Origin of the sequence: Streptomyces sp. NPDC006733 (assembly GCF_040636125.1) — a bacterium.
GTDB lineage: Bacteria > Actinomycetota > Actinomycetes > Streptomycetales > Streptomycetaceae > Actinacidiphila.
In genome coordinates this window covers 1-17,999 of sequence record NZ_JBEYJD010000030.1, presented here as the reverse complement: position 1 = coordinate 17,999, position 17,999 = coordinate 1, and the positions used below count along the sequence as shown (strand labels likewise).

General features: G+C 72.7%; 16 protein-coding genes. 6 read left to right on the top strand and 10 right to left on the bottom strand.

What is annotated here, in order from left to right; genetic code table 11:
- Positions 1–67 precede the first annotated feature (67 nt).
- The 5 genes from ABZ721_RS25260 to ABZ721_RS25240 form a co-directional block, all read right to left on the bottom strand.
- Positions 68–1,195, bottom strand: coding sequence for a spore photoproduct lyase family protein (locus tag ABZ721_RS25260; protein ID WP_358791051.1), 1,128 nt, complete (start codon positions 1,193–1,195; stop codon positions 68–70).
- A 130-nt stretch (positions 1,196–1,325) separates the two neighbouring features.
- Positions 1,326–2,849: a cryptochrome/photolyase family protein gene (locus tag ABZ721_RS25255; protein WP_358790970.1), complete on the bottom strand. Its 1,524-nt coding sequence runs from the start codon at positions 2,847–2,849 to the stop codon at positions 1,326–1,328.
- A 165-nt stretch (positions 2,850–3,014) separates the two neighbouring features.
- A complete protein-coding gene (locus tag ABZ721_RS25250; RefSeq protein WP_358790969.1) occupies positions 3,015–3,242 on the bottom strand; it encodes a DUF2945 domain-containing protein in 228 nt (75 codons plus the stop codon).
- A gap of 192 nt (positions 3,243–3,434) precedes the next feature.
- On the bottom strand, positions 3,435–4,766 hold the full coding sequence (locus tag ABZ721_RS25245; protein ID WP_358790968.1) for a class I SAM-dependent RNA methyltransferase: 1,332 nt from the start codon (positions 4,764–4,766) through the stop codon (positions 3,435–3,437).
- Between the two features lie 104 nt (positions 4,767–4,870).
- Positions 4,871–6,922, bottom strand: a complete 2,052-nt coding sequence (locus ABZ721_RS25240) for an APC family permease (RefSeq protein ID WP_358790967.1) — start codon at positions 6,920–6,922, stop codon at positions 4,871–4,873.
- Positions 6,923–7,101: 179 nt separating this feature from the next.
- Here ABZ721_RS25240 and ABZ721_RS25235 point away from each other — a divergent pair, with 179 nt between their 5' ends.
- Both ABZ721_RS25235 and ABZ721_RS25230 read left to right on the top strand, forming a co-directional pair.
- On the top strand, positions 7,102–7,767 hold the full coding sequence (locus ABZ721_RS25235; RefSeq protein ID WP_358790966.1) for a TrkA family potassium uptake protein: 666 nt from the start codon (positions 7,102–7,104) through the stop codon (positions 7,765–7,767).
- On the top strand, positions 7,767–8,435 hold the full coding sequence (locus ABZ721_RS25230) for a TrkA family potassium uptake protein (protein WP_358790965.1): 669 nt from the start codon (positions 7,767–7,769) through the stop codon (positions 8,433–8,435). Before ABZ721_RS25235 ends, ABZ721_RS25230 begins: the two co-directional genes overlap by 1 nt.
- Positions 8,436–8,525: 90 nt before the next feature.
- On the opposite strand, the gene ABZ721_RS25225 is transcribed toward ABZ721_RS25230, so the two are convergent.
- From ABZ721_RS25225 to ABZ721_RS25210, 4 genes are all read right to left on the bottom strand, one after another.
- Positions 8,526–9,248 (bottom strand): DUF3159 domain-containing protein, encoded by a 723-nt coding sequence (locus ABZ721_RS25225; protein WP_358790964.1) that lies wholly within the window; start codon positions 9,246–9,248, stop codon positions 8,526–8,528.
- A gap of 3 nt (positions 9,249–9,251) precedes the next feature.
- Complete coding sequence (locus ABZ721_RS25220) at positions 9,252–9,650, bottom strand: OB-fold nucleic acid binding domain-containing protein (RefSeq protein WP_358790963.1); 399 nt, start codon at positions 9,648–9,650, stop codon at positions 9,252–9,254.
- Between the two features lie 130 nt (positions 9,651–9,780).
- Positions 9,781–10,464: a response regulator gene (locus ABZ721_RS25215; RefSeq protein WP_358791050.1), complete on the bottom strand. Its 684-nt coding sequence runs from the start codon at positions 10,462–10,464 to the stop codon at positions 9,781–9,783.
- A 17-nt stretch (positions 10,465–10,481) separates the two neighbouring features.
- Positions 10,482–13,022, bottom strand: coding sequence for a sensor histidine kinase KdpD (locus tag ABZ721_RS25210; RefSeq protein WP_358790962.1), 2,541 nt, complete (start codon positions 13,020–13,022; stop codon positions 10,482–10,484).
- Between the two features lie 246 nt (positions 13,023–13,268).
- On the opposite strand from ABZ721_RS25210, the gene ABZ721_RS25205 reads away from it, so the two are divergent.
- The 4 genes from ABZ721_RS25205 (at position 13,269) to ABZ721_RS25190 (ending at position 16,886) form a co-directional block, all read left to right on the top strand.
- A complete protein-coding gene (locus ABZ721_RS25205) occupies positions 13,269–14,501 on the top strand; it encodes an ROK family transcriptional regulator (protein WP_358790961.1) in 1,233 nt (410 codons plus the stop codon).
- Positions 14,502–14,595: 94 nt separating this feature from the next.
- A complete protein-coding gene (locus ABZ721_RS25200; protein WP_358790960.1) occupies positions 14,596–14,766 on the top strand; it encodes a hypothetical protein in 171 nt (56 codons plus the stop codon).
- Between the two features lie 166 nt (positions 14,767–14,932).
- The gene (locus ABZ721_RS25195) at positions 14,933–15,871 is read left to right on the top strand and encodes a TauD/TfdA family dioxygenase (RefSeq protein WP_358790959.1); all 939 of its coding nucleotides are present in this window, start codon (positions 14,933–14,935) and stop codon (positions 15,869–15,871) included.
- A gap of 67 nt (positions 15,872–15,938) precedes the next feature.
- Positions 15,939–16,886, top strand: a complete 948-nt coding sequence (locus tag ABZ721_RS25190) for a TauD/TfdA family dioxygenase (protein ID WP_358790958.1) — start codon at positions 15,939–15,941, stop codon at positions 16,884–16,886.
- A 22-nt stretch (positions 16,887–16,908) separates the two neighbouring features.
- Here ABZ721_RS25190 and ABZ721_RS25185 read toward each other — a convergent pair whose 3' ends face one another.
- A complete protein-coding gene (locus ABZ721_RS25185; RefSeq protein ID WP_358790957.1) occupies positions 16,909–17,643 on the bottom strand; it encodes an ABC transporter ATP-binding protein in 735 nt (244 codons plus the stop codon).
- Positions 17,644–17,999 lie beyond the last annotated feature (356 nt).

Sequence of the window (17,999 nt, the reverse complement as noted above, 5' to 3'; positions counted from 1 at the left end):
TATTTGACCGATTCACGCCATCACAAGATCGCGTCGACCGGTCTGCCCGTCAGAAGCGTCAGCAGCGTCAGAAGGCGTACCTGACGCGCAGCCACGGCGCGTGGGCTTCCAGGAGTTGGCGGATGCGGCGCAGGGAGTGCTGTTTGACGTCGTGGGCGTAGCGGACGTTGAGGGCTCCGTTCTGGGAACGCTTGGTCTCCTGGCCGGACGGCTGCCAGAGCAGCTCCTCGGCGCGGGGGTGCCAGCCCAGGTTGACCTCGTGGAGGGCCTGGTTGTGGGTGAGCATGATGATCTCGGCCGCCGCCTGCTGCTTCACGCGGGCGGGCAGGACGTCGTCGAGGTGGGTGAACAGGTCCGCCCAGTCCCGCTCCCATCCCGGACGCAGGACGACGGGTGAGAGGTTGAAGTGCACCTCGTACCCGGCATCGACGAAGTCGGCCGCCGCGGCGATCCGCTCGGGGATCGGGCTGGTGCGGATGTCCAGCAGCTTCGCGTCGTCGGCCGGCATCAGGGAGAAGCGCACCCGGGTGCGCCCCTGCGGGTCGAGGGCGAGCAGGTCGGGGTTGACGAACTTGGTCGCGAAGGAGGCCTTCGCCGTCGGCAGGACGCGGAACGCGGCCACCAGGTCAGCCGTGTTGTCGCAGATCAGGGCGTCGACGGAGCAGTCGCCGTTCTCGCCGATGTCGTAGACCCAGGCCTGGGGATCGCACTGGTTCGGCTCCGGCTTGGGGCCCTGGGCCCGGACGTGGCGCCCGATGTGCGCCACGATCGCCTCGATGTTGGTGAACAGGGTGATGGGGTTCGCGAACCCCTTGCGGCGGGGGACGTAGCAGTAGACGCACGCCATCGCGCAGCCGTTGGACGTGCCGGGGGCGATCCAGTCCGCCGACCTGCCGTTGGGGCGCGTCGTGAGCGAGTGCTTCACCCCGAGGACGAGCGTCTCGGTCTTGATGCGGACCCACCGGCCGACGTTGCCGTCGTTGCCGTGCAGGGAGGGGATCCGCCAGTGGCTCGCGACCTCCGTCACCCGCGCTCCGGGCAGCCGCGCCATGATCTCCTGGCCGCGCGGCGAGTCGAGCGCCGCCCGCTCCGCGTAGACCTCCCGCACGTCGAGCAGCCGGTGAGCCTGCGGACTGTCCCGGAACGGCTGCGGCACGGCCGCCCGCGCCGGCTCGGTCTCCGCCCACCCGAACAGCGCCTGCTGCTCGGGCCCGCCCGGGGCGTGCCCCGACGCTGACTGCTCCACGTGTACTCCCTCTCCGCCCGGCGCCTGCCACCTGCCGCCTGCCGCCTGCCGCCTGCCGCCTGCCGCCTGCCCAAGGATCTCAGTCCTCGCGGCCTCGCTCCTGCTCCAGCAGCTCTTCGAGATCGCGGAGCCGGTCCAGACCCCGCACCGCCTGCGTCATGCGCGCGTTGTGCTCGAACCGGTCGCGGTGCCGGTGCAGCAGGTTCCAGTACCCGGCGGTGAACGGGCAGGCGTCCTCGCCGACCCGGACCGACGGCTTGTACCGGCAGGGGCCGCAGAAATCGGTCATGCGGTCGATGTACGCGCCACCGGACGTGTAGGGCTTGGTCGTCATGCGGCCGCCGTCCGCGTACTGCGACATGCCGACCACGTTCGGGAGCATCACCCAGTCGTAGCCGTCCACGAAGCTGCGGTGGAACCAGTCGGTGACGGCCTGCGGCTCCCACCCCCGTTGCAGCGCGTGGCTGCCCAGGATCATCAGACGGGGGATGTGGTGGGTCCAGCCCATGGCCCTGACCTGGTCCAGAGCGTGGGACAGGCAGTTCGCGTCCGTTCCGTCCGGGGACAGCTCGGTGAACCAGTCGGGCAGCGGAGCGTGGTGGCCGAGGGCGTTGCTCGCGCGGTACCGCTCGCCGAAGTACCAGTAGGTGTGCCAGACGAACTCGCGCCATCCGGCGATCTGCCGCACGAACCCCTCGGCGCTGTTGAGCGGCGTGTCGCCCGACCGCCAGCGCGCCTCCGCCTTCTCCACCACCTCGGCGGGGTCCAGCAGGCCGAGGTTGAGCGACGAGGAGAGCAGGCTGTGGCTCATCACGGGGTCCCCGGCGAGCACCGCGTCCTCGTTCGCGCCGAACGTGGCCAGCCGGTGTTCGAGGAAGCGGCGCAGTGCGGCGAGCGCCTCCCGGCGCGTGGCGGGGAACGCGCGGGGCGCGTCCTCGCCGACGAACGTCACGTCCCCGTCGCGCGACCAGCGGTCGAGGTCGGCGCGCACCTCGGCGTCGATGTCGCTCTCCCGGGGCCGGTAGGGCGCCGGAACGCCCAACTCGGTGGCGCCGCGCGGCGGCGGCTGCCGGTTGTCGTGGTCCAGGTTCCAGCGCCCGCCGGCGGGCTGCTCGCCGTCCATCAGCAGCTCGTGCGTCTGGCGGACCCACCGGTAGAAGTCCTCCTGGCGGAGGCGCCTGGTGCCCCGGCCGTCCGCCCAGTGCGTGAACTCGTCGTGCGACACGAGGAACCCGCGCGCCGGCAGGATACGGACGGACGGCAGCGCGCGGACGAGGGCGAGAGCCGCGTGGGAGGTGGGATGGTGCACGGTCACCGGCCCGTCCCCCACCGCCTCGCGCAGCCCCTGCCGGTAGGTGTCCGCCTTGACGTAGTGCACGCGGTCGCCCAGCTCGGCGGCCCGATGGCGCATCGCCGAGAGGATCAGGTGGGCCTTGGCGCGGTGGAACCTGCGCCGCCGCAGGACGCTGCGGGCCTCGATCATCAGCAGCGGGGCGTCGGGACGCGGCCCGCCCCGCGCCGGGTCCGCGAAGTGCGGACCGAGCTGGTCGCCGAAGAGCCAGTGGGTGGTGCCGGGCTCCGCGCTCGGCTCTTCCTCGCTCATCCCGAGCGCTCCGTCCTCGGGTCCGTCACGCCGGGTCCGCCACGCCACCGGGTCGTGGCCCCGGTCCATGAGGGAGTACCGCCGGCGGGTGTCCTCGATGTCGCCCGAGAGCCGCTGCTCGGCGTGCCGGTGGCGTCTCCCGGCGGCCGTCGTCGTCCTTGCCGCTCACGAGCCGCCGCTCCTCTTGCGCAGCGACTCCGGCTTGTGGACGGCGTTGCGGCCGGACGTGTCGCTCTCGACCTCGTACTGCGGCTCGTCCTTCGAGGCGTCGACGGTACGGCCCGCCACCTCTGCGCGTCCCGTGATCTTCTTCTTCACCTTGCCCGGCACCGTCTGGCCGTGGCTGCTCCAGGAGACCTGGTCACCCTTTTCGAGCTTCTTGTCCTTCGCCACGATCCGCAGCTCCTCGGCCAGGGTCCCCCGGGGCGGGGACGACGGTCCCCACTGTGCCGCCCCGCCCGGCCCGGCGCATTCCGGCACACCGCCCCGCAGCGCACTGCACCGGAACGAGTTGCTCCGCCGCAACCGACACGCCGCGACCGCCCCGCCACGACCGGCCCGAGGCGTCACCGCCGCGGGGAAGGGTCAGCGAGCCTTGGCCACGGGTTCGAGGATCGCCACGCACTCGACGTGGTGGGTGACCGGGAAGAGGTCGAAGGCGCGCAGCGAGACCGGCTGGTAGCCGAACTCCGCGAAGTAGGCGAGGTCGCGCGCGAGGGCCGCCGGGTCGCAGGCGACGTAGGCGATGCGGCGGGCGCCGAGGGAGGCGAGGTGCTTGACGGTGGACTTGCCGGCGCCGACCCGCGGGGGGTCGAGGACGATCAGGTCCGCCTCGGTGATCTTGGTGCGCGGCAGGACCGTCTCGACCTTGCCGTGCTCGATCCGGACGCGGTCCAGGTCGGCCAGGTTGTGCCGGGCGTCCTCGACCGCGCGCTTGCCGGACTCGATGCCGAGCACCGCGCCGGTCTCCCCGACCTTCTCGGCGATCGCGCCGGCGAAGAGGCCGACGCCGCAGTACAGGTCGAGGGCCGTGTCGCCGTCGCGCGGCTGGAGGCCGTCCAGGACCGCCGCGGCCAGCAGGTCGGGCGCCTGCGGGTGGACCTGCCAGAAGCCGCCGGAGCCGACCCGCCAGGTGCGGCCCACGGCGCGCTCGCGGACGAAGCCGCGGCCGTGCACCTTGTGCACGCCGCCCTGCTCGTCGACGCGGGCGACCGAGACCGGGCGGTCCAGCTCGACGATCGGCAGCCGGCCCTCGGGGGTCGGGGTGACGATGACCTGGCGGTCGTTGGAGCCGGTCGCGGCGATCGCCTCGACGGAGGCGGTGTCCGGCCACTCGCGGGTCTCGATGCCCAGCTCGGTGACGCCGGGCGCCGCGATCAGGCACTGGTCGATCCGCTCGATCTCGTGCGAGCGGTGGCGGCGCAGCCCCGCGTAGCCCTCGCCGTCGACGGCGAACTGCACACGGGTGCGCCAGGCGGGCACCTTGCCCTCGGCGCCCTTGTCGCCGGGCGCGGGCTCGACGGTGCCGTCCCAGCCGGCCTCCTGGGGGCTGAGGCCCGCGAGGCGGCTGAGCTGCTCGGTGATGACCTCGACCTTGAGCCGGCGCTGGGCGCCGGGGGCGACGTGCTGCCAGTCGCAGCCGCCGCAGGCGCCGGGGCCGGAGTACGGGCAGGGCGCCGGGACGCGGTCTGGGGACGCCTGGAGGATCTCCACGGCGTCGGCGCGCAGGAACTTGGAGTCCGGGCCGCCCTCGGTGACCTTGGCGACGACGCGCTCACCGGGCAGGGCGTGCCGCACGAACAGGACCCGTCCTTCGTGACGGGCGATGCAGTGGCCGCCGTGCGCGACGGGGCCGACCTCGACCTCGTAGCGCTCCCCGACCAGCTCGTCGGCCTGTTCCTTCGTACGGTTCTGCATGATGAACAGGCTCCTGCGGGTGGTGGTGCGGCGGGGTGGTGCGGGCGGGACCGTAGAACGGCAGCTCACCAGTCTACGTCCCGCCGCACCTCCCGCCTGACGGCCTACTTCTGGCCGGTGTGCTCCTTGTCCCGCTTCGGGGCGCTGACCGGGCCGCGGCGGATCGCGCCGGGCGCGTTCCAGTCGGCGCGCTTGCGCGCCCGGACCTTGGCGCGCTCGGAGGAGTCCAGCTGCCACGGCACCGAGGTCACCATGACGCCGGGGGTGAAGAGCAGCCGGCCCTTGAGCCGCAGGGCGCTCTGGTTGTGGAGCAGGTGCTCGTACCAGCGGCCGACGACGTACTCGGGGATGTAGACGCTGACCACGTCGCGCGGGCTGGCCCGCCGCAGGCCCTTGACGTACTCGATGATCGGCCGGGTGATCTCGCGGTAGGGCGAGTCCAGGACCTTGAGCGGCACGTCGATGCCGCGCCGGGTCCAGTCGGCCTGCAGCGCCTTGGTGTCGGCCGGGTCGACGTTGATGCTGAGCGCTTCGAGGGTGTCGGAGCGCATCAGCTTGGCGTAGGCCAGCGCGCGCAGCGTCGGCTTGTGGACCTTGGAGACCAGGATGATCGAGTGCACCCGGGACGGGCGCACCTCCTCGTCGGTGCGCTCCTCGCCCGCCGCGATCTCCTCGGAGACCCGGTCGTAGTGGCGCCGGATCGCGGTCATCATCGCGTAGAAGAGCACCATGCCGAGGACGGCGACCCAGGCGCCGTGGGTGAACTTCGTCAGCAGCACGATGATCAGCACCATGCCGGTGAAGAAGGCGCCGAAGGTGTTGATCGCGCGGGAACGGAACATGTGGCGGCGCTTGGCGGTGTCGGTCTCGCTGCGCAGGTGGCGGTTCCAGTGCCGGACCATGCCGATCTGGCTGAGCGTGAACGACACGAAGACGCCGACGATGTAGAGCTGGATCAGCCGGGTCGAGTCGGCGCCGTAGATGTAGACCAGGACGGCGGCGAAGCCGGCCAGCACCACGATGCCGTTGGAGAACGCGAGCCGGTCGCCGCGGGTGTGCAGCTGGCGCGGCAGGTAGCGGTCCTGGGCGAGGATCGAGCCGAGGACCGGGAAGCCGTTGTACGCGGTGTTGGCGGCCAGGAACAGCACGAGCGCGGTGACGGCGGCCAGGAAGATGAACGGGATCGAGTTGTGCCCGAAGACGGCCTCCGCGACCTGCGCGATGACCGGGTCCTGGGTGTAGCCGGCGCCCACCGGCTTGCCGTCGACCAGCAGGTCGGTCGCCGGGTTCTCGGCCATCCGGACGTTGGTGTACATCGCCAGCGCGATGATGCCGCAGAACATGGTGACGGCGAGCACGCCCATGGCGGCGAGCGTGGTGGCGGCGTTCTTGGACTTGGGCTTCTGGAAGGCGGGGACGCCGTTGCTGATGGCCTCGACGCCGGTGAGCGCGGCACAGCCGGAGGAGAAGGCCCGCAGCAGCAGGAAGACCAGGGCGAAGCCGCCGATACCGCTGACCTCGGCGTGGATCGTGTAGTGCGCGGTGGGCGCCTCCATGGAGGCGCCGGTGGCGATCTTGAAGCAGCCCCAGAGGATCATGCAGAAGACGCCGGCGACGAAGGCGTATGTCGGGATCGCGAAGATCGACCCGGACTCGCGCACGCCGCGCAGGTTCATCACCATCAGCAGGAAGATCATGCTGACCGCGCCCAGCACCTTGTGGGTGGCGAAGAACGGCACGGCCGAGCCGAGGTTCTCGATGCCCGAGGCGACGGACACGGCGACGGTCAGCACGTAGTCGACGAGCAGCGCGCTCGCGACGGTGAGACCGGCCTTCGGCCCGAGGTTGGTGGTGGCGACCTCGTAGTCACCTCCCCCGGAGGGATAGGCGTGCACGTTCTGGCGGTACGAGGCCACGACCGTGAACATCAGCACGACGACCGCGACCGCGATCCACGGGCTGAAGTGGTAGGCGGAAGCGCCCGCGATCGACAGGACCAGCAGCACCTCGCCGGGCGCGTAGGCGACCGACGAGAGGGGGTCTGAGGCGAACACCGGAAGCGCGAGCCTCTTGGGGAGGAGGGTCTCTCCCAACTTGTCGCTGCGCAGGGCGCGGCCGATCAAGATCCGTTTCGGCAGGTCAGTCAGTTTGGGCACGGAGAGGATGGTAAGCGCTGAGCACTACGCGGATGCGACCGCCACCCTCCTAAGAGAAGGCAAAGTCCCGCTCCGGCCGTCCGCAACCTCCCACTGGGGTGCGAGCGTGTGTAGCTTTGGGCGCGGTCTGAGACGCTTACCAGGTACGGCCACACATGTTGACAGCCGGAAGGACGGGCGTGCACGTCGTGATTATGGGCTGCGGAAGGGTGGGTTCCACTCTTGCGCAATCCTTCGAACAGCAAGGTCATACGGTCGCGGTGGTGGACCAGGACCCGACGGCGTTCCGCCGCCTGGGATCCGGGTTCGGCGGGCGCCGGGTGACCGGTGTCGGGTTCGACCAGGACACGCTTCGCGAAGCCGGAATCGAGGAGGCGGGCGCCTTCGCGGCGGTCAGCAGCGGCGACAACTCCAACATCATCGCGGCCCGGGTGGCCCGGGAGATGTTCGGCATCGAGAACGTGGCCGCCCGGATCTACGACCCCCGGCGTGCCGAGGTCTACCAGCGCCTCGGCATCCCGACCGTGGCCACCGTGCGGTGGACCGCGGACCAGATGCTGCGCCGGCTGCTGCCCTCGGGCGCGGAGCCGCTGTGGCGCGACCCGAGCGGCGGTGTGCAACTCGCCGAGGTGCACACCTCGCCGGCCTGGGTGGGTCACAAGATCAGCAAGCTGCAGGACGAGACGGGGGTCCGTGTGGCATTCCTCACCCGGCTGGGCGAGGCCATGCTGCCGTCGTCCCAGACGGTGCTGCAGGAAGGCGATCTGGTGCACGTGATGATGCGCACCGACGGAGTCGCCGAGGTCGAGGCCGCGTGCGCCAAGGGCCCTGAGGAGGCGCACTGATGAGAGTCGCCATCGCCGGAGCCGGCGCGGTCGGCCGCTCGATCGCGGGCGAGCTGCTGGAGAACGGGCACGAGGTCCTGCTCGTCGACAAGAATCCCACCTCCATCTCGGTGGAGCGGGTCCCGCTGGCCGAGTGGCTGCTCGCCGACGCCTGCGAGATCACCTCGCTGGACGAGGCGGCGCTGCAGCGCTGCAACGTGGTCATCGCCGCCACCGGTGACGACAAGGTCAACCTCGTCGTCTCGCTGCTGGCCAAGACCGAGTACGGGGTCCCGCGGGTCGTCGCCCGCGTGAACAACCCCAAGAACGAGTGGCTCTTCAACGAGTCCTGGGGCGTCGACGTCGCCGTCTCGACCCCGCGGCTGATGTCCGCGCTGGTCGAGGAGGCCGTGAGCGTCGGCGACCTCGTGCGGCTGATGCGCTTCAGCCAGGGCGACGCGAACCTGGTGGAGCTCACGCTGCCGCCGGAGGCCGCGCTCGTCGGCACCCGCGTCGGCGACGTGGAGTGGCCGCAGGACACCTCGCTGGTGACGATCATCCGGGGCAACCGGGTGCTCACGCCGTCCAAGGACGACGCGCTGGAGGCCGGTGACGAGCTGCTGTTCGTCGCCGCACCGCACCGCGAGGAGCAGCTGGAGGACCTGCTCTCCGTGCAGCGGGAGGCCTGACAGGGCCGGACACGACGACGGGCGCCCCCGACCGGGATGGTCGGGGGCGCCCGTCGTCGTGAGCGGGAAGGACGGGAACGGCAGCGGCCGTCAGGACGCCGCGGCGGCCTTCTTGGCCTCTTCCTCGGCCTCCATCTCGGCGATCACGTTGATCGGCGGCGGAGCCTTCGACAGGAAGATCCAGGTCAGGTAGACCGAGAGCAGCATCGGCGGGATGCCGAGCGCGACCTTGACCCAGCCGAGCTGCGTGGCGTCGCCCCACCAGTACAGCGGGAACAGGATCGCCGACTTGGCGAGCAGGATCAGCCCCCACGCCCAGCTGGCCTTGGTGTACGCGCGCAGCCGGCCCGGGTTGCGCTTGCGCCAGGACAGGTTCTCCTTGAAGACCGGGCCGAGGATCAGGCCCAGCAGCGGGACGCCCGCGATGGCGGTGGCGATGTACGCGACCGCCAGGCCGAGGGTGTACAGCATCCCCGGCAGGTAGAAGTTCTTGGCATCGCCGGACATCATCGCGAAGACCGCGCCGAAGGCCACCCCGAAGACGCCGCTGAAGGCGTGCTTGAGGGTGTCCTTGCGGGCCAGCCGGGCGAGCCCGAGCAGCACGGAGAGGCTGAGCGCGGCGATGGCCGCGATGTGGATGTCCCTGTTGATCGTGTAGATCAGGACGAAGACCAGGCCGGGCACGGTGGTCTCCACCATGCCCCGGATGCCGCCGAACGCCTCGAAGAGGGCGGCCTCGGTGATCGCTCGGGAATCGCCGTCCACCTCCTCCTCGGCCCGGAGGTCCTCTGTCTGCTTGTCGATCGACGCCACCGACTACTCCTGTCCGACCGGACGCAGTTCGTACTTGGGATTGAACAGGACGGGACGGCCGTGGTTCATCGAGATCCGGCCCGACGCGATGATCTTGCGGCCCGGCTCTATCCCGTTGATGCTGCGGCGTCCCAGCCACACCACGTCCAGGGCGGCGGAACCGTCGAACAGCTCCGCCTCCAGCGCGGGCACTCCGGCCCGTGGTCGCAGGGTGACCGTGCGCAGACTACCGGTCACCGTGACGATCTGCCGGTCTCCGCAGTCGCATATGCGCGTGCAGCCGACCGACAGGGCGTCTTTCTGCAGCTCCTCGGAGTGCAGTTCCTCCTGGGAGGACGACAGCCGGTCGATCATGCGCCGGAAACGGCCGGTGGGTCGGTCCGAACGGGTGGCACCACTCATGTCCCCAGCGTACCGGGCCCGGCCGGCAAGCCGCCCGGTACGCCGAACGGGCGATCTCCGCCCCGTGGACGCGGGTTGCCGCCCCCTGGGCGAGGGCTGTCCCCGTGGATACCGGTCCGGCCCGGACCGGTCAGTTCTCGAACCGGTAGCCCATGCCCGGCTCGGTGATGAAGTGCCGCGGGTGCGCGGGGTCCGCCTCCAGCTTGCGGCGCAGCTGCGCCATGTAGACCCGCAGGTAGTTGGTCTCGGTGCCGTACGAGGGCCCCCACACCTCCTGCAGGAGCTGCTTCTGGCCGACCAGCCGCCCGGTGTTGCGCACCAGGACCTCCAGCAGGTGCCACTCGGTCGGCGTGAGCCGGACGTCCGCGCCGCCCTTGTGGACCTTCTTGGCCGCCAGGTCGACGGTGAAGGTCGCGGTCTGCACGGTCGCGGCACCGTCCTCGGGCCCGCCGGGCGCCGCCCTGCGGACGGCGGCCCGCAGCCGGGCGAGCAGCTCGTCCATGCCGAACGGCTTGGTGACGTAGTCGTCCGCGCCGGCGTCGAGCGCCTCGACCTTCTCGTCGGACGTCTGGCGGGCCGACAGCACGATGATCGGGACCCGGGTCCAGCCGCGCAGCCCCCGGATCACGTCGACACCGTCCATGTCCGGCAGGCCGAGGTCCAGAACGACCACGTCCGGGTGGCGGGCGGCGGCCAGCTCCAGCGCGGTCGCGCCGTCGTGGGCGGCGTCGACCTCGTACTTGCGGGCCCGCAGATTGATCACGAGCGCGCGCACGATCTGCGGCTCGTCTTCCACCACGAGCACCCGGTGCATGGAGTTCCTCTTCTCGTTCACGACGTGGCCCCGGCCGGCAGGTCGGGGCGGGCCGGGCGGCCGCCGAGGGCGGCCCGGAGGGTGAGGACCATCGTCAGGCCGCCGCCGGGGGTGTCCTCGGCGACCAGCGTGCCCCCCATGGACTCGGCGAAGCCGCGGGCGACCGCGAGGCCCAGGCCCACGCCGGTGCCGCGCGGGGCGTCGCCGTAGCGCTGGAAGGGCTCGAAGATCCGGTCCCTGGCGGTCTCCGGCACCCCGGGGCCGCGGTCGACGACCCGCAGCTCCACCCGCTCGCCCAGCGCGCTGGCGGCCACCACCACCGGGGAGCCGGGCGCGCTGTACTTCACGGCGTTCTCGACGACGTTCGCGACGCTGCGCTCCAGCAGTCCGGGGTCGACGGCCACCATGGGCAGGCTCTCCGGGATGTCCAGGACGACGCTGCCCTCGGGGACGCCGCCCAGCGCCATCGGCACCACCTCGTCGAGGTCGATCTCCCGGATCAGCGGGGTGACGGTCCCGGTCTGCAGGCGGGACATGTCGAGCAGGTTGCCGACCAGGTGGTCGAGCCGGTCGGCGCCGTCCTCGATCCCGGCCAGCAGCTCGGCCTCGTCCTCGTCGGACCAGGCGACGTCGTCGGCGCGCAGCGACGACACCGACGCCTTGATGGCGGCCAGCGGCGTCCGCAGGTCGTGGGAGACGGCCGCGAGCAGCGCGGTGCGGATGCGGTTGCCCTCGGCCAGCTCGCGGGCCTGCTCGGCCTCCCCCTCCAGCCGCCGCCGGTCCATCACGACGGCCGCCTGCGCGGCGAAGGCGGAGAGCACCCGGCGGTCGGAGGCGGGCAGCACGCGGCCGGTGAGCGCCAGCGAGAGCCGGTCGCTGACCGGCACCTCGACGTCGGCGTCCTCCGGGCGCGTGCAGGGGCGCTCCCCGACGCCGGCCTCCTGGGACCAGGCGGCGTGGTCGCTGTCCCGGGACAGCAGCACCACCGAGTCCATGCCGAACGTCTCGCGGACCCGTTCCAGCAGGGCGTCGAGCGAGCTCTCGCCCCGCAGCACGCTGCCGGCCAGGTACGACAGGATCTCGGCCTCGGAGCGCAGCCGGGCGGCCTGCTGGGTGCGGCGGGCCGCGAGGTCCACCACGGAGGCCACCGCCAGACCCACCACCACGAAGATCACGATCGCGATGATGTTCTCGGGCTCGGCGATGGTGAAGGAGTGGGTGGGCGGCGTGAAGTAGTAGTTGAGCAGCAGGGAGCCGGCGAACGCCGCGGCCAGCGCCGGGAACAACCCGCCCACCAGGGCCGCCGCGACGGTGAGGGTCAGGAAGAGCAGCATCTCGGTGGCCTGGCTCATCCCGGGGTGCCACCCGGTGAGCAGCAGGGCCAGCAGGACGGGCCCGAGCACCCCGGTGAGCCACCCGGCCACCACCCGGGAGCGGCCCAGCCCGGCGCCGCGCGCGGAGGGCAGGCCGCGGCCCTTGGCGGCGTGCTCGTGGGTGACGATGTGGACGTCGATGTCGCCGGCCTCGCGGGCGACGGTGGAGCCGACGCCGGGGCCGAGCACGTACTGCCAGGCCTTGCGGCGGCTGGTGCCGAGCACGATCTGGGTGGCGTTGACCCCGCGGGCGAAGTCGAGCATCGCCTCGGGGATGTCCTCCCCTACGACGTGGTGGAACGAGCCGCCGAGGTCCTCCACCAGGGTCCGCTGGGCGGTCAGCTCCTTGGCGGAGCCCGAGGCCAGCCCGTCGCTGCGGACGACGTGCACGGCGAGGATCTCGCTGCCCGAGCCCTTGGCGGCCATCCGCACCGCCCGGCGGATCAGGGTGCTGCCCTCGGGGCCGCCGGTCAGGCCGACGACGATGCGCTCGCGGGCCTGCCAGGCGGCGGAGATCCGGTGGTCGGCGCGGTACTCCTGGAGGTACTCGTCGACCCGGTCGGCGACCCAGAGCAGCGCCAGTTCGCGCAGCGCGGTGAGGTTGCCGGGCCGGAAGTAGTTGGAGAGCGCCGCGTCGACCTTGTCGGAGGCGTAGATGTTGCCGTGCGCCATCCGGCGGCGCAGCGCCTGTGGCGACATGTCGACCAGCTCTATCTGGTCGGCGCGGCGCACCACCTCGTCGGGCACCGTCTCCCGCTGCCGGACGCCGGTGATCGACTCCACCACGTCGCCCAGCGACTCCAGGTGCTGGATGTTGACCGTCGACACGACGTCGATCCCGGCGCTGAGCAGTTCCTCGACGTCCTGCCAGCGCTTGGCGTTGCGCGAGCCGGGCACGTTGGTGTGCGCCAGTTCGTCGACGAGGGCGACCGCCGGGTGGCGCGCGAGCACCGCGTCCACGTCCATCTCGGTGAACTCCGCGTCGCGGTACTCCAGGGTGCGGCGCGGGATCCGCTCCAGGCCGTGCAGCATCACCTCGGTGCGCGGGCGCCGGTGGTGCTCGACGAACGCGACGACCACGTCGGTGCCGCGCTCGGTGCGCCGGTGCGCCTCGGAGAGCATGGCGTAGGTCTTGCCCACGCCGGGGGCCGCCCCGAGGTAGATGCGCAGTCTGCCGCGTGCCATGGCCCCATCGTTCCGCTCGGATCCGCCCGCCGCCCGGTCGGACGTGCGGCGCTTGACTCGACCTTAGAACGACCGAAGAGGACATATGGGACCGGGGTCGCCGGGCGGGCGTACCTTGACGGCGCCTTAACCCCCGAAGCCCACCCCCAGGCCCGGATGAGGGCCCCGGACCGAGTTCGCAGGACTGCCATACGGACGTAACGCCCGTTCGTTGACCTCCCGCGCCCCTGCGGCGAGCATCGGCGCATGCCCTCCACCACCCGCCCGCCGTGGCTCGTCGCCCTGCCGTCCGTGCCCGCGCCGGCCGTCGGCCGCGGCGGCGAGGGCGGCGCCACCGGGGCGGTGCTGCGGGCCGTGCTGCGGGGCGGACCGGTGGCCAGGACCGCGCTGGCGCGGGCCACCGGGCTGAGCCCGGCCGCCGTCTCCCGGCACACCGCCGAGCTGATCGGGCTCGGGCTGCTGCGCGAGCTGCCGCCGCCGGACGGCCCGCCGCGCGCCGGCCGGCCCCAGGTGCCGGTGGACGTCGACCCGGCCCACCACGCCGTCTGCGGGGTGCACATCGCCCTGCCGCACACCACCTTCGCCGTGGTGGACCTGCGCGGGCGGGTCACCGCCCAGGAGCGGCTGCCGCACGACGGGTCGGTCGCGGACGTGCTGGGCGGGATCCGCGGCCACCTGCCGGGCTTCCTGCACCGGCACGCGGCCGGGCGCTCCGTCCTCGGCCTGGGCGTGGTGACCGGCGGCTGGGTCGACAGCGAGCAGGGCACCGTCGTCGAGCACGCCCCGCTGGGCTGGCGGGACGTCCCGGTGCGCAGCGTGCTGACCGCGGCGACCCGGCTGCCGGTCCACGTCGACGGGCACGCGCGGGCGCTGGCGCAGGCGGAGCTGATGTTCGGCGCGGGCGTGGGGCGCGAGGAACTGGTGCAGCTCTTCGTCGGCAACGTGGTCGACGCGGCGATCGCGACGGGCGGCAGCGTGCTGCGCGGCCGCCGGTCGGGCGCGGGCGACGTGGCGCACCTGCCGCTGGGCGCGGCGGGGCAGCGGTGCGCGTGCGGCCGGACCGGCTGCCTCCAGGAGGCGGTGTCGGAACTGCGGCTGGCCCAGCGGGCCTTCGCGGCCGGCATCGTGCCCGTCCCGGACTTCCGGCTGCTGCTGGCGCGGGCCCGCGACGGCCACGCGGGCGCGGTGCTGATGCTGCGTGAGCGGCTGCGCACGGTGGGCAGGGCCGCGGCCCTGCTGCTCGACGTGATCAACCCCGAGGTGATGGTGGTCGCGGAGGCCGCGGCGGTGCACTTCCCCGAGCTGCTGCCCGACCTCTACGAGGAGGTGGCCGCGCACTCCCACCTGTGCGCGGACCCGGAGAAGGCGGTGGTCCCCACCACCTTCGGGGAGCAGGTGCTCGCGGTCGCAGCCGGGGCCGTGGTGCTGGACGCGGTCTACCGGCGGCCGATGGAACTGCGCACCGCGCGGTCGGCGTAGCCGGTGCGGCGCCGGGGCCCCGGCGCCGCCGGGGTTTCTTCCACCGCGTCGCAAATCATTGCCGGGCGGGCCGGGGTCCGGGGAGAATCGACCCATGGACGCGACAGGTAGGGCAGCGGCGCGAGAGGCCGCCGGACGTGAGACGGTCAACGCCTTCCGTGCCCACCACTTCGCCGGTCTCGGCTGTCGTCCCACCGGCTCCACCGGCTCCACCGGCACCGCCGGTCGCGCCCCCCTCGCCGGTCCCGCCGGCCGCACGCGCTGACCGGGCGACCGCGCCCCGCGCCTGATCCGCGCCGCCTTCCCGGCGCCTGATCCCGCTTCCCGCCCCCACGAGGGGCCGGTTCGCAGATCCCCGGCGCTCCGCGCCCCCGTGGCGGCCGGTTCCGCCCCGCCCACCGTGCCCACCCATGAGTTGGAGCTGCTTCGCCATGACCGCACCCACCCGGACCGTGCTCGACGTCGCCAAGGTCGCCGGGAACATCGGCGCCGAGATCAGCGGCGTGGACCTCGCCGCCGACCTGTCCGCCGGAACGATCGCCGAGATCCGCGCCGCGCTGCTGGAGCACAAGGTCGTGTTCTTCCGCGGCCAGGACCTCGACCAGGCCGCGCACGAGCGCTTCGCCCGCCGCTTCGGCACGCCGACCACCGCCCACCCGACGATCCCCGCCCTGGACGGCTCCCCCGCCGTCCTGGACCTCGACTACGGGCGCACCGCGGGACGCGCCAACCACTGGCACACCGACGTCACCTTCGTCCAGCACCCGCCGCTCGGCTCGATCCTGCGGGCGGTCACCATCCCGCCCTACGGCGGTGACACCGTGTGGGCCAACACCACGACCGCCTACACCGACCTCCCCGCCGAGCTGCGCGAGCTCGCGGACCGGCTGTGGGCGGTGCACTCCAACAGCTACGACTACGCGGCCTACAAGCCGGCCGACGACACCGACGAGGCCCGCAGGCAGCGCGAGGTCTTCACCTCCACCCCGTACGAGACCGAGCACCCCGTGGTGCGGGTGCACCCCGAGACCGGCGAACGCGTCCTGGTGCTGGGCGGCTTCGTCCGCCGCTTCGTGGGCTGGAACGGCGACGACTCCCGCGACCTGCTGCGGCTGCTGCAGGGCCGCGTCACGGAGTTGGAGAACACCGTGCGGTGGCGGTGGGCGCCCGGGGACGTGGCGTTCTGGGACAACCGCGCCACCCAGCACTACGCGGTGGCCGACTACGGGACCCTGCCGCGCCGGGTCCAGCGGATCACCCTCGCGGGTGACGCGCCGGTCGCCGTGGACGGCTCGCACAGCCGCGCGCTCACCGGTGACGACACCGCGTACAACACCGTTCTCGCCCGCCCGGGCGACGGGGAGCGCTGATGCGCCCGCCCACCCGGGCGCCCCTTCCTGCGAACCCCGACCCCCAGCTGACGAAGGGCTGATCACCATGGCTGTCACCGTCCGTCCCGCCTCCGGCCACACCGGCGCCGACATCTCCGGCGTGGACCTCTCGCTGCCGCTCGCGGAGGAGGACCTGCTGCTGATCAAGGAGGCGCTGCACCGCTGGAAGGTGGTCTTCTTCCGCGGCCAGGAGCTCGACCACGGCTCGCAGATCGCCTTCGGCCGGCAGTTCGGCGAGCTGACCTACGCCCACCCGCACGACGACGCCCCGCCGGAGGACCACCCGGAGATCTTCACCATCGACCCGCGCCGCTACGAGGAGCGGTACGGCGCGGGCTTCCGCGAGGCCGTGCGCAAGCGCCAGTACAGCTACTTCGCGGGCTGGCACACCGACGTCACCGCGGCCGTCAACCCGCCGGCCGGCTCGATCCTGCGCGCCGAGTCCGTCCCGGAGTTCGGCGGGGACACCACCTGGACCAACCTGGTCGCCGCGTACGAGGGCCTGTCCGCGCCCGTCCGCGCCTTCGTCGACACGCTGCGCGCCGAGCACCGCTACGGGGGTGCGGAGCGGACGGAGGGCAACAGCGAGTACGCCCGCCGGATCAACGACAACCTGCTCGTCGCCGTGCACCCGGTGGTGCGGGTGCACCCGGAGACCGGCGAGCGCGCGCTGTTCGTCAACCCCGGCTTCACCAGCCACCTCGTGGACGTCACCCCGCGCGAGAGCCGGGCCGTGCTCGACCTGCTCTACGAGGAGATCACCCGGCCCGAGTACACCGTGCGGTTCCGCTGGGAGCCGGGCAGCGTGGCCTTCTGGGACAACCGCGCCACCGCGCACCTCGCGCCGCGCGACATCGAGCACCTCGACGTCGAGCGCCGCCTGCACCGCGTCACCCTGATCGGCGATGTCCCGGTCGGCCCGGACGGCACCCCGTCCGAGCTGGTCGCGGGCCGGCCCTTCACCGCCGACCACAAGGTGGTCGTCGGCGCCTGAACCCCTGGCGCCGGCTCCGGTGCTACTCCTCCTCGACGATCCGACCGTCGCGGAGTTCGAGCACCCGGTCGGCCAGGGCCAGCAGCTGGGCGTCGTGGGTGGCGACGAGGGCGGTGACGCCCTCGCTGCGGACCACGGCGCGCAGCAGCTCCATGACGGCGACGCCGGTGTCGGCGTCGAGCTGGCCGGTCGGCTCGTCCGCGATGATCAGGACGGGCCGGTTGGCCAGGGCGCGGGCGATGGCGACCCGCTGCTGCTGGCCGCCGGACAGCTCGCCGGGGCGCTGCGCGGCGTGGTCGGACAGGCCCACGAGCGACAGCAGCAGCGCCACGCGCTCCTCGCGCTCGCGCGGCGGCACCTTGCGCAGCCGCATCGGGACGCCGACGTTCTCGGCGGCGGTGAGGATCGGGATCAGTCCGAAGGACTGGAAGACGAAGCCGATGCGGTCGCGGCGCAGCGCCAGCAGACCGCTGTCCCCGAGACCGGCCAGGTCGGTGCCGTCCAGGGTGATCCGGCCGCCGTCGGGCGTGTCCAGACCGCCCACCAGGTTGAGGATCGTGGTCTTCCCGGAGCCGGAGCGGCCCTTGAGGGCGACCAGCTCGCCGCGCGGCACCCGGAAGGAGACCCCGCGCAGCGCGTGCACGGCGGTCTCCCCGCTGCCGTAGGTGCGGCGCAGGTCCTCGACGACCACCATCTCCCCGGTCGGCGGCCCGTCCGCGACCGCCGTCCCCGCGTACCCGGTCGACTGCTCGCTCATGCGCTGTCCCCCTCCTGGCCCGGATCCCCGGACCACACCCCGTGGTGGCCGTTCCCCGCCGTGCGCCGCGTCCGTCGGCCCCGGCCGTACGGCTGCGTGCTCGGCAGATGGAGCCTATCCACCCGGTCAAGGACGGTGCGTCCGGGACCCGGCTCGCGGCGGTCCCGCACATGGCGGAGGGCCGGGTCCATGATCCTGGACCCGGCCCTCCGCCGGAACGCGGCGCGCGTTCTAGGTCGTGTCTTCACATCCTCGTCTGGCCGGCGGGGTCTGGCACGCACGCTCGCGGCGTTGTCGTCGGTCGCCGATGCTCCGCATGGACTCCCTCCTCCGCCTTGCGATCGCACGCACCAGAC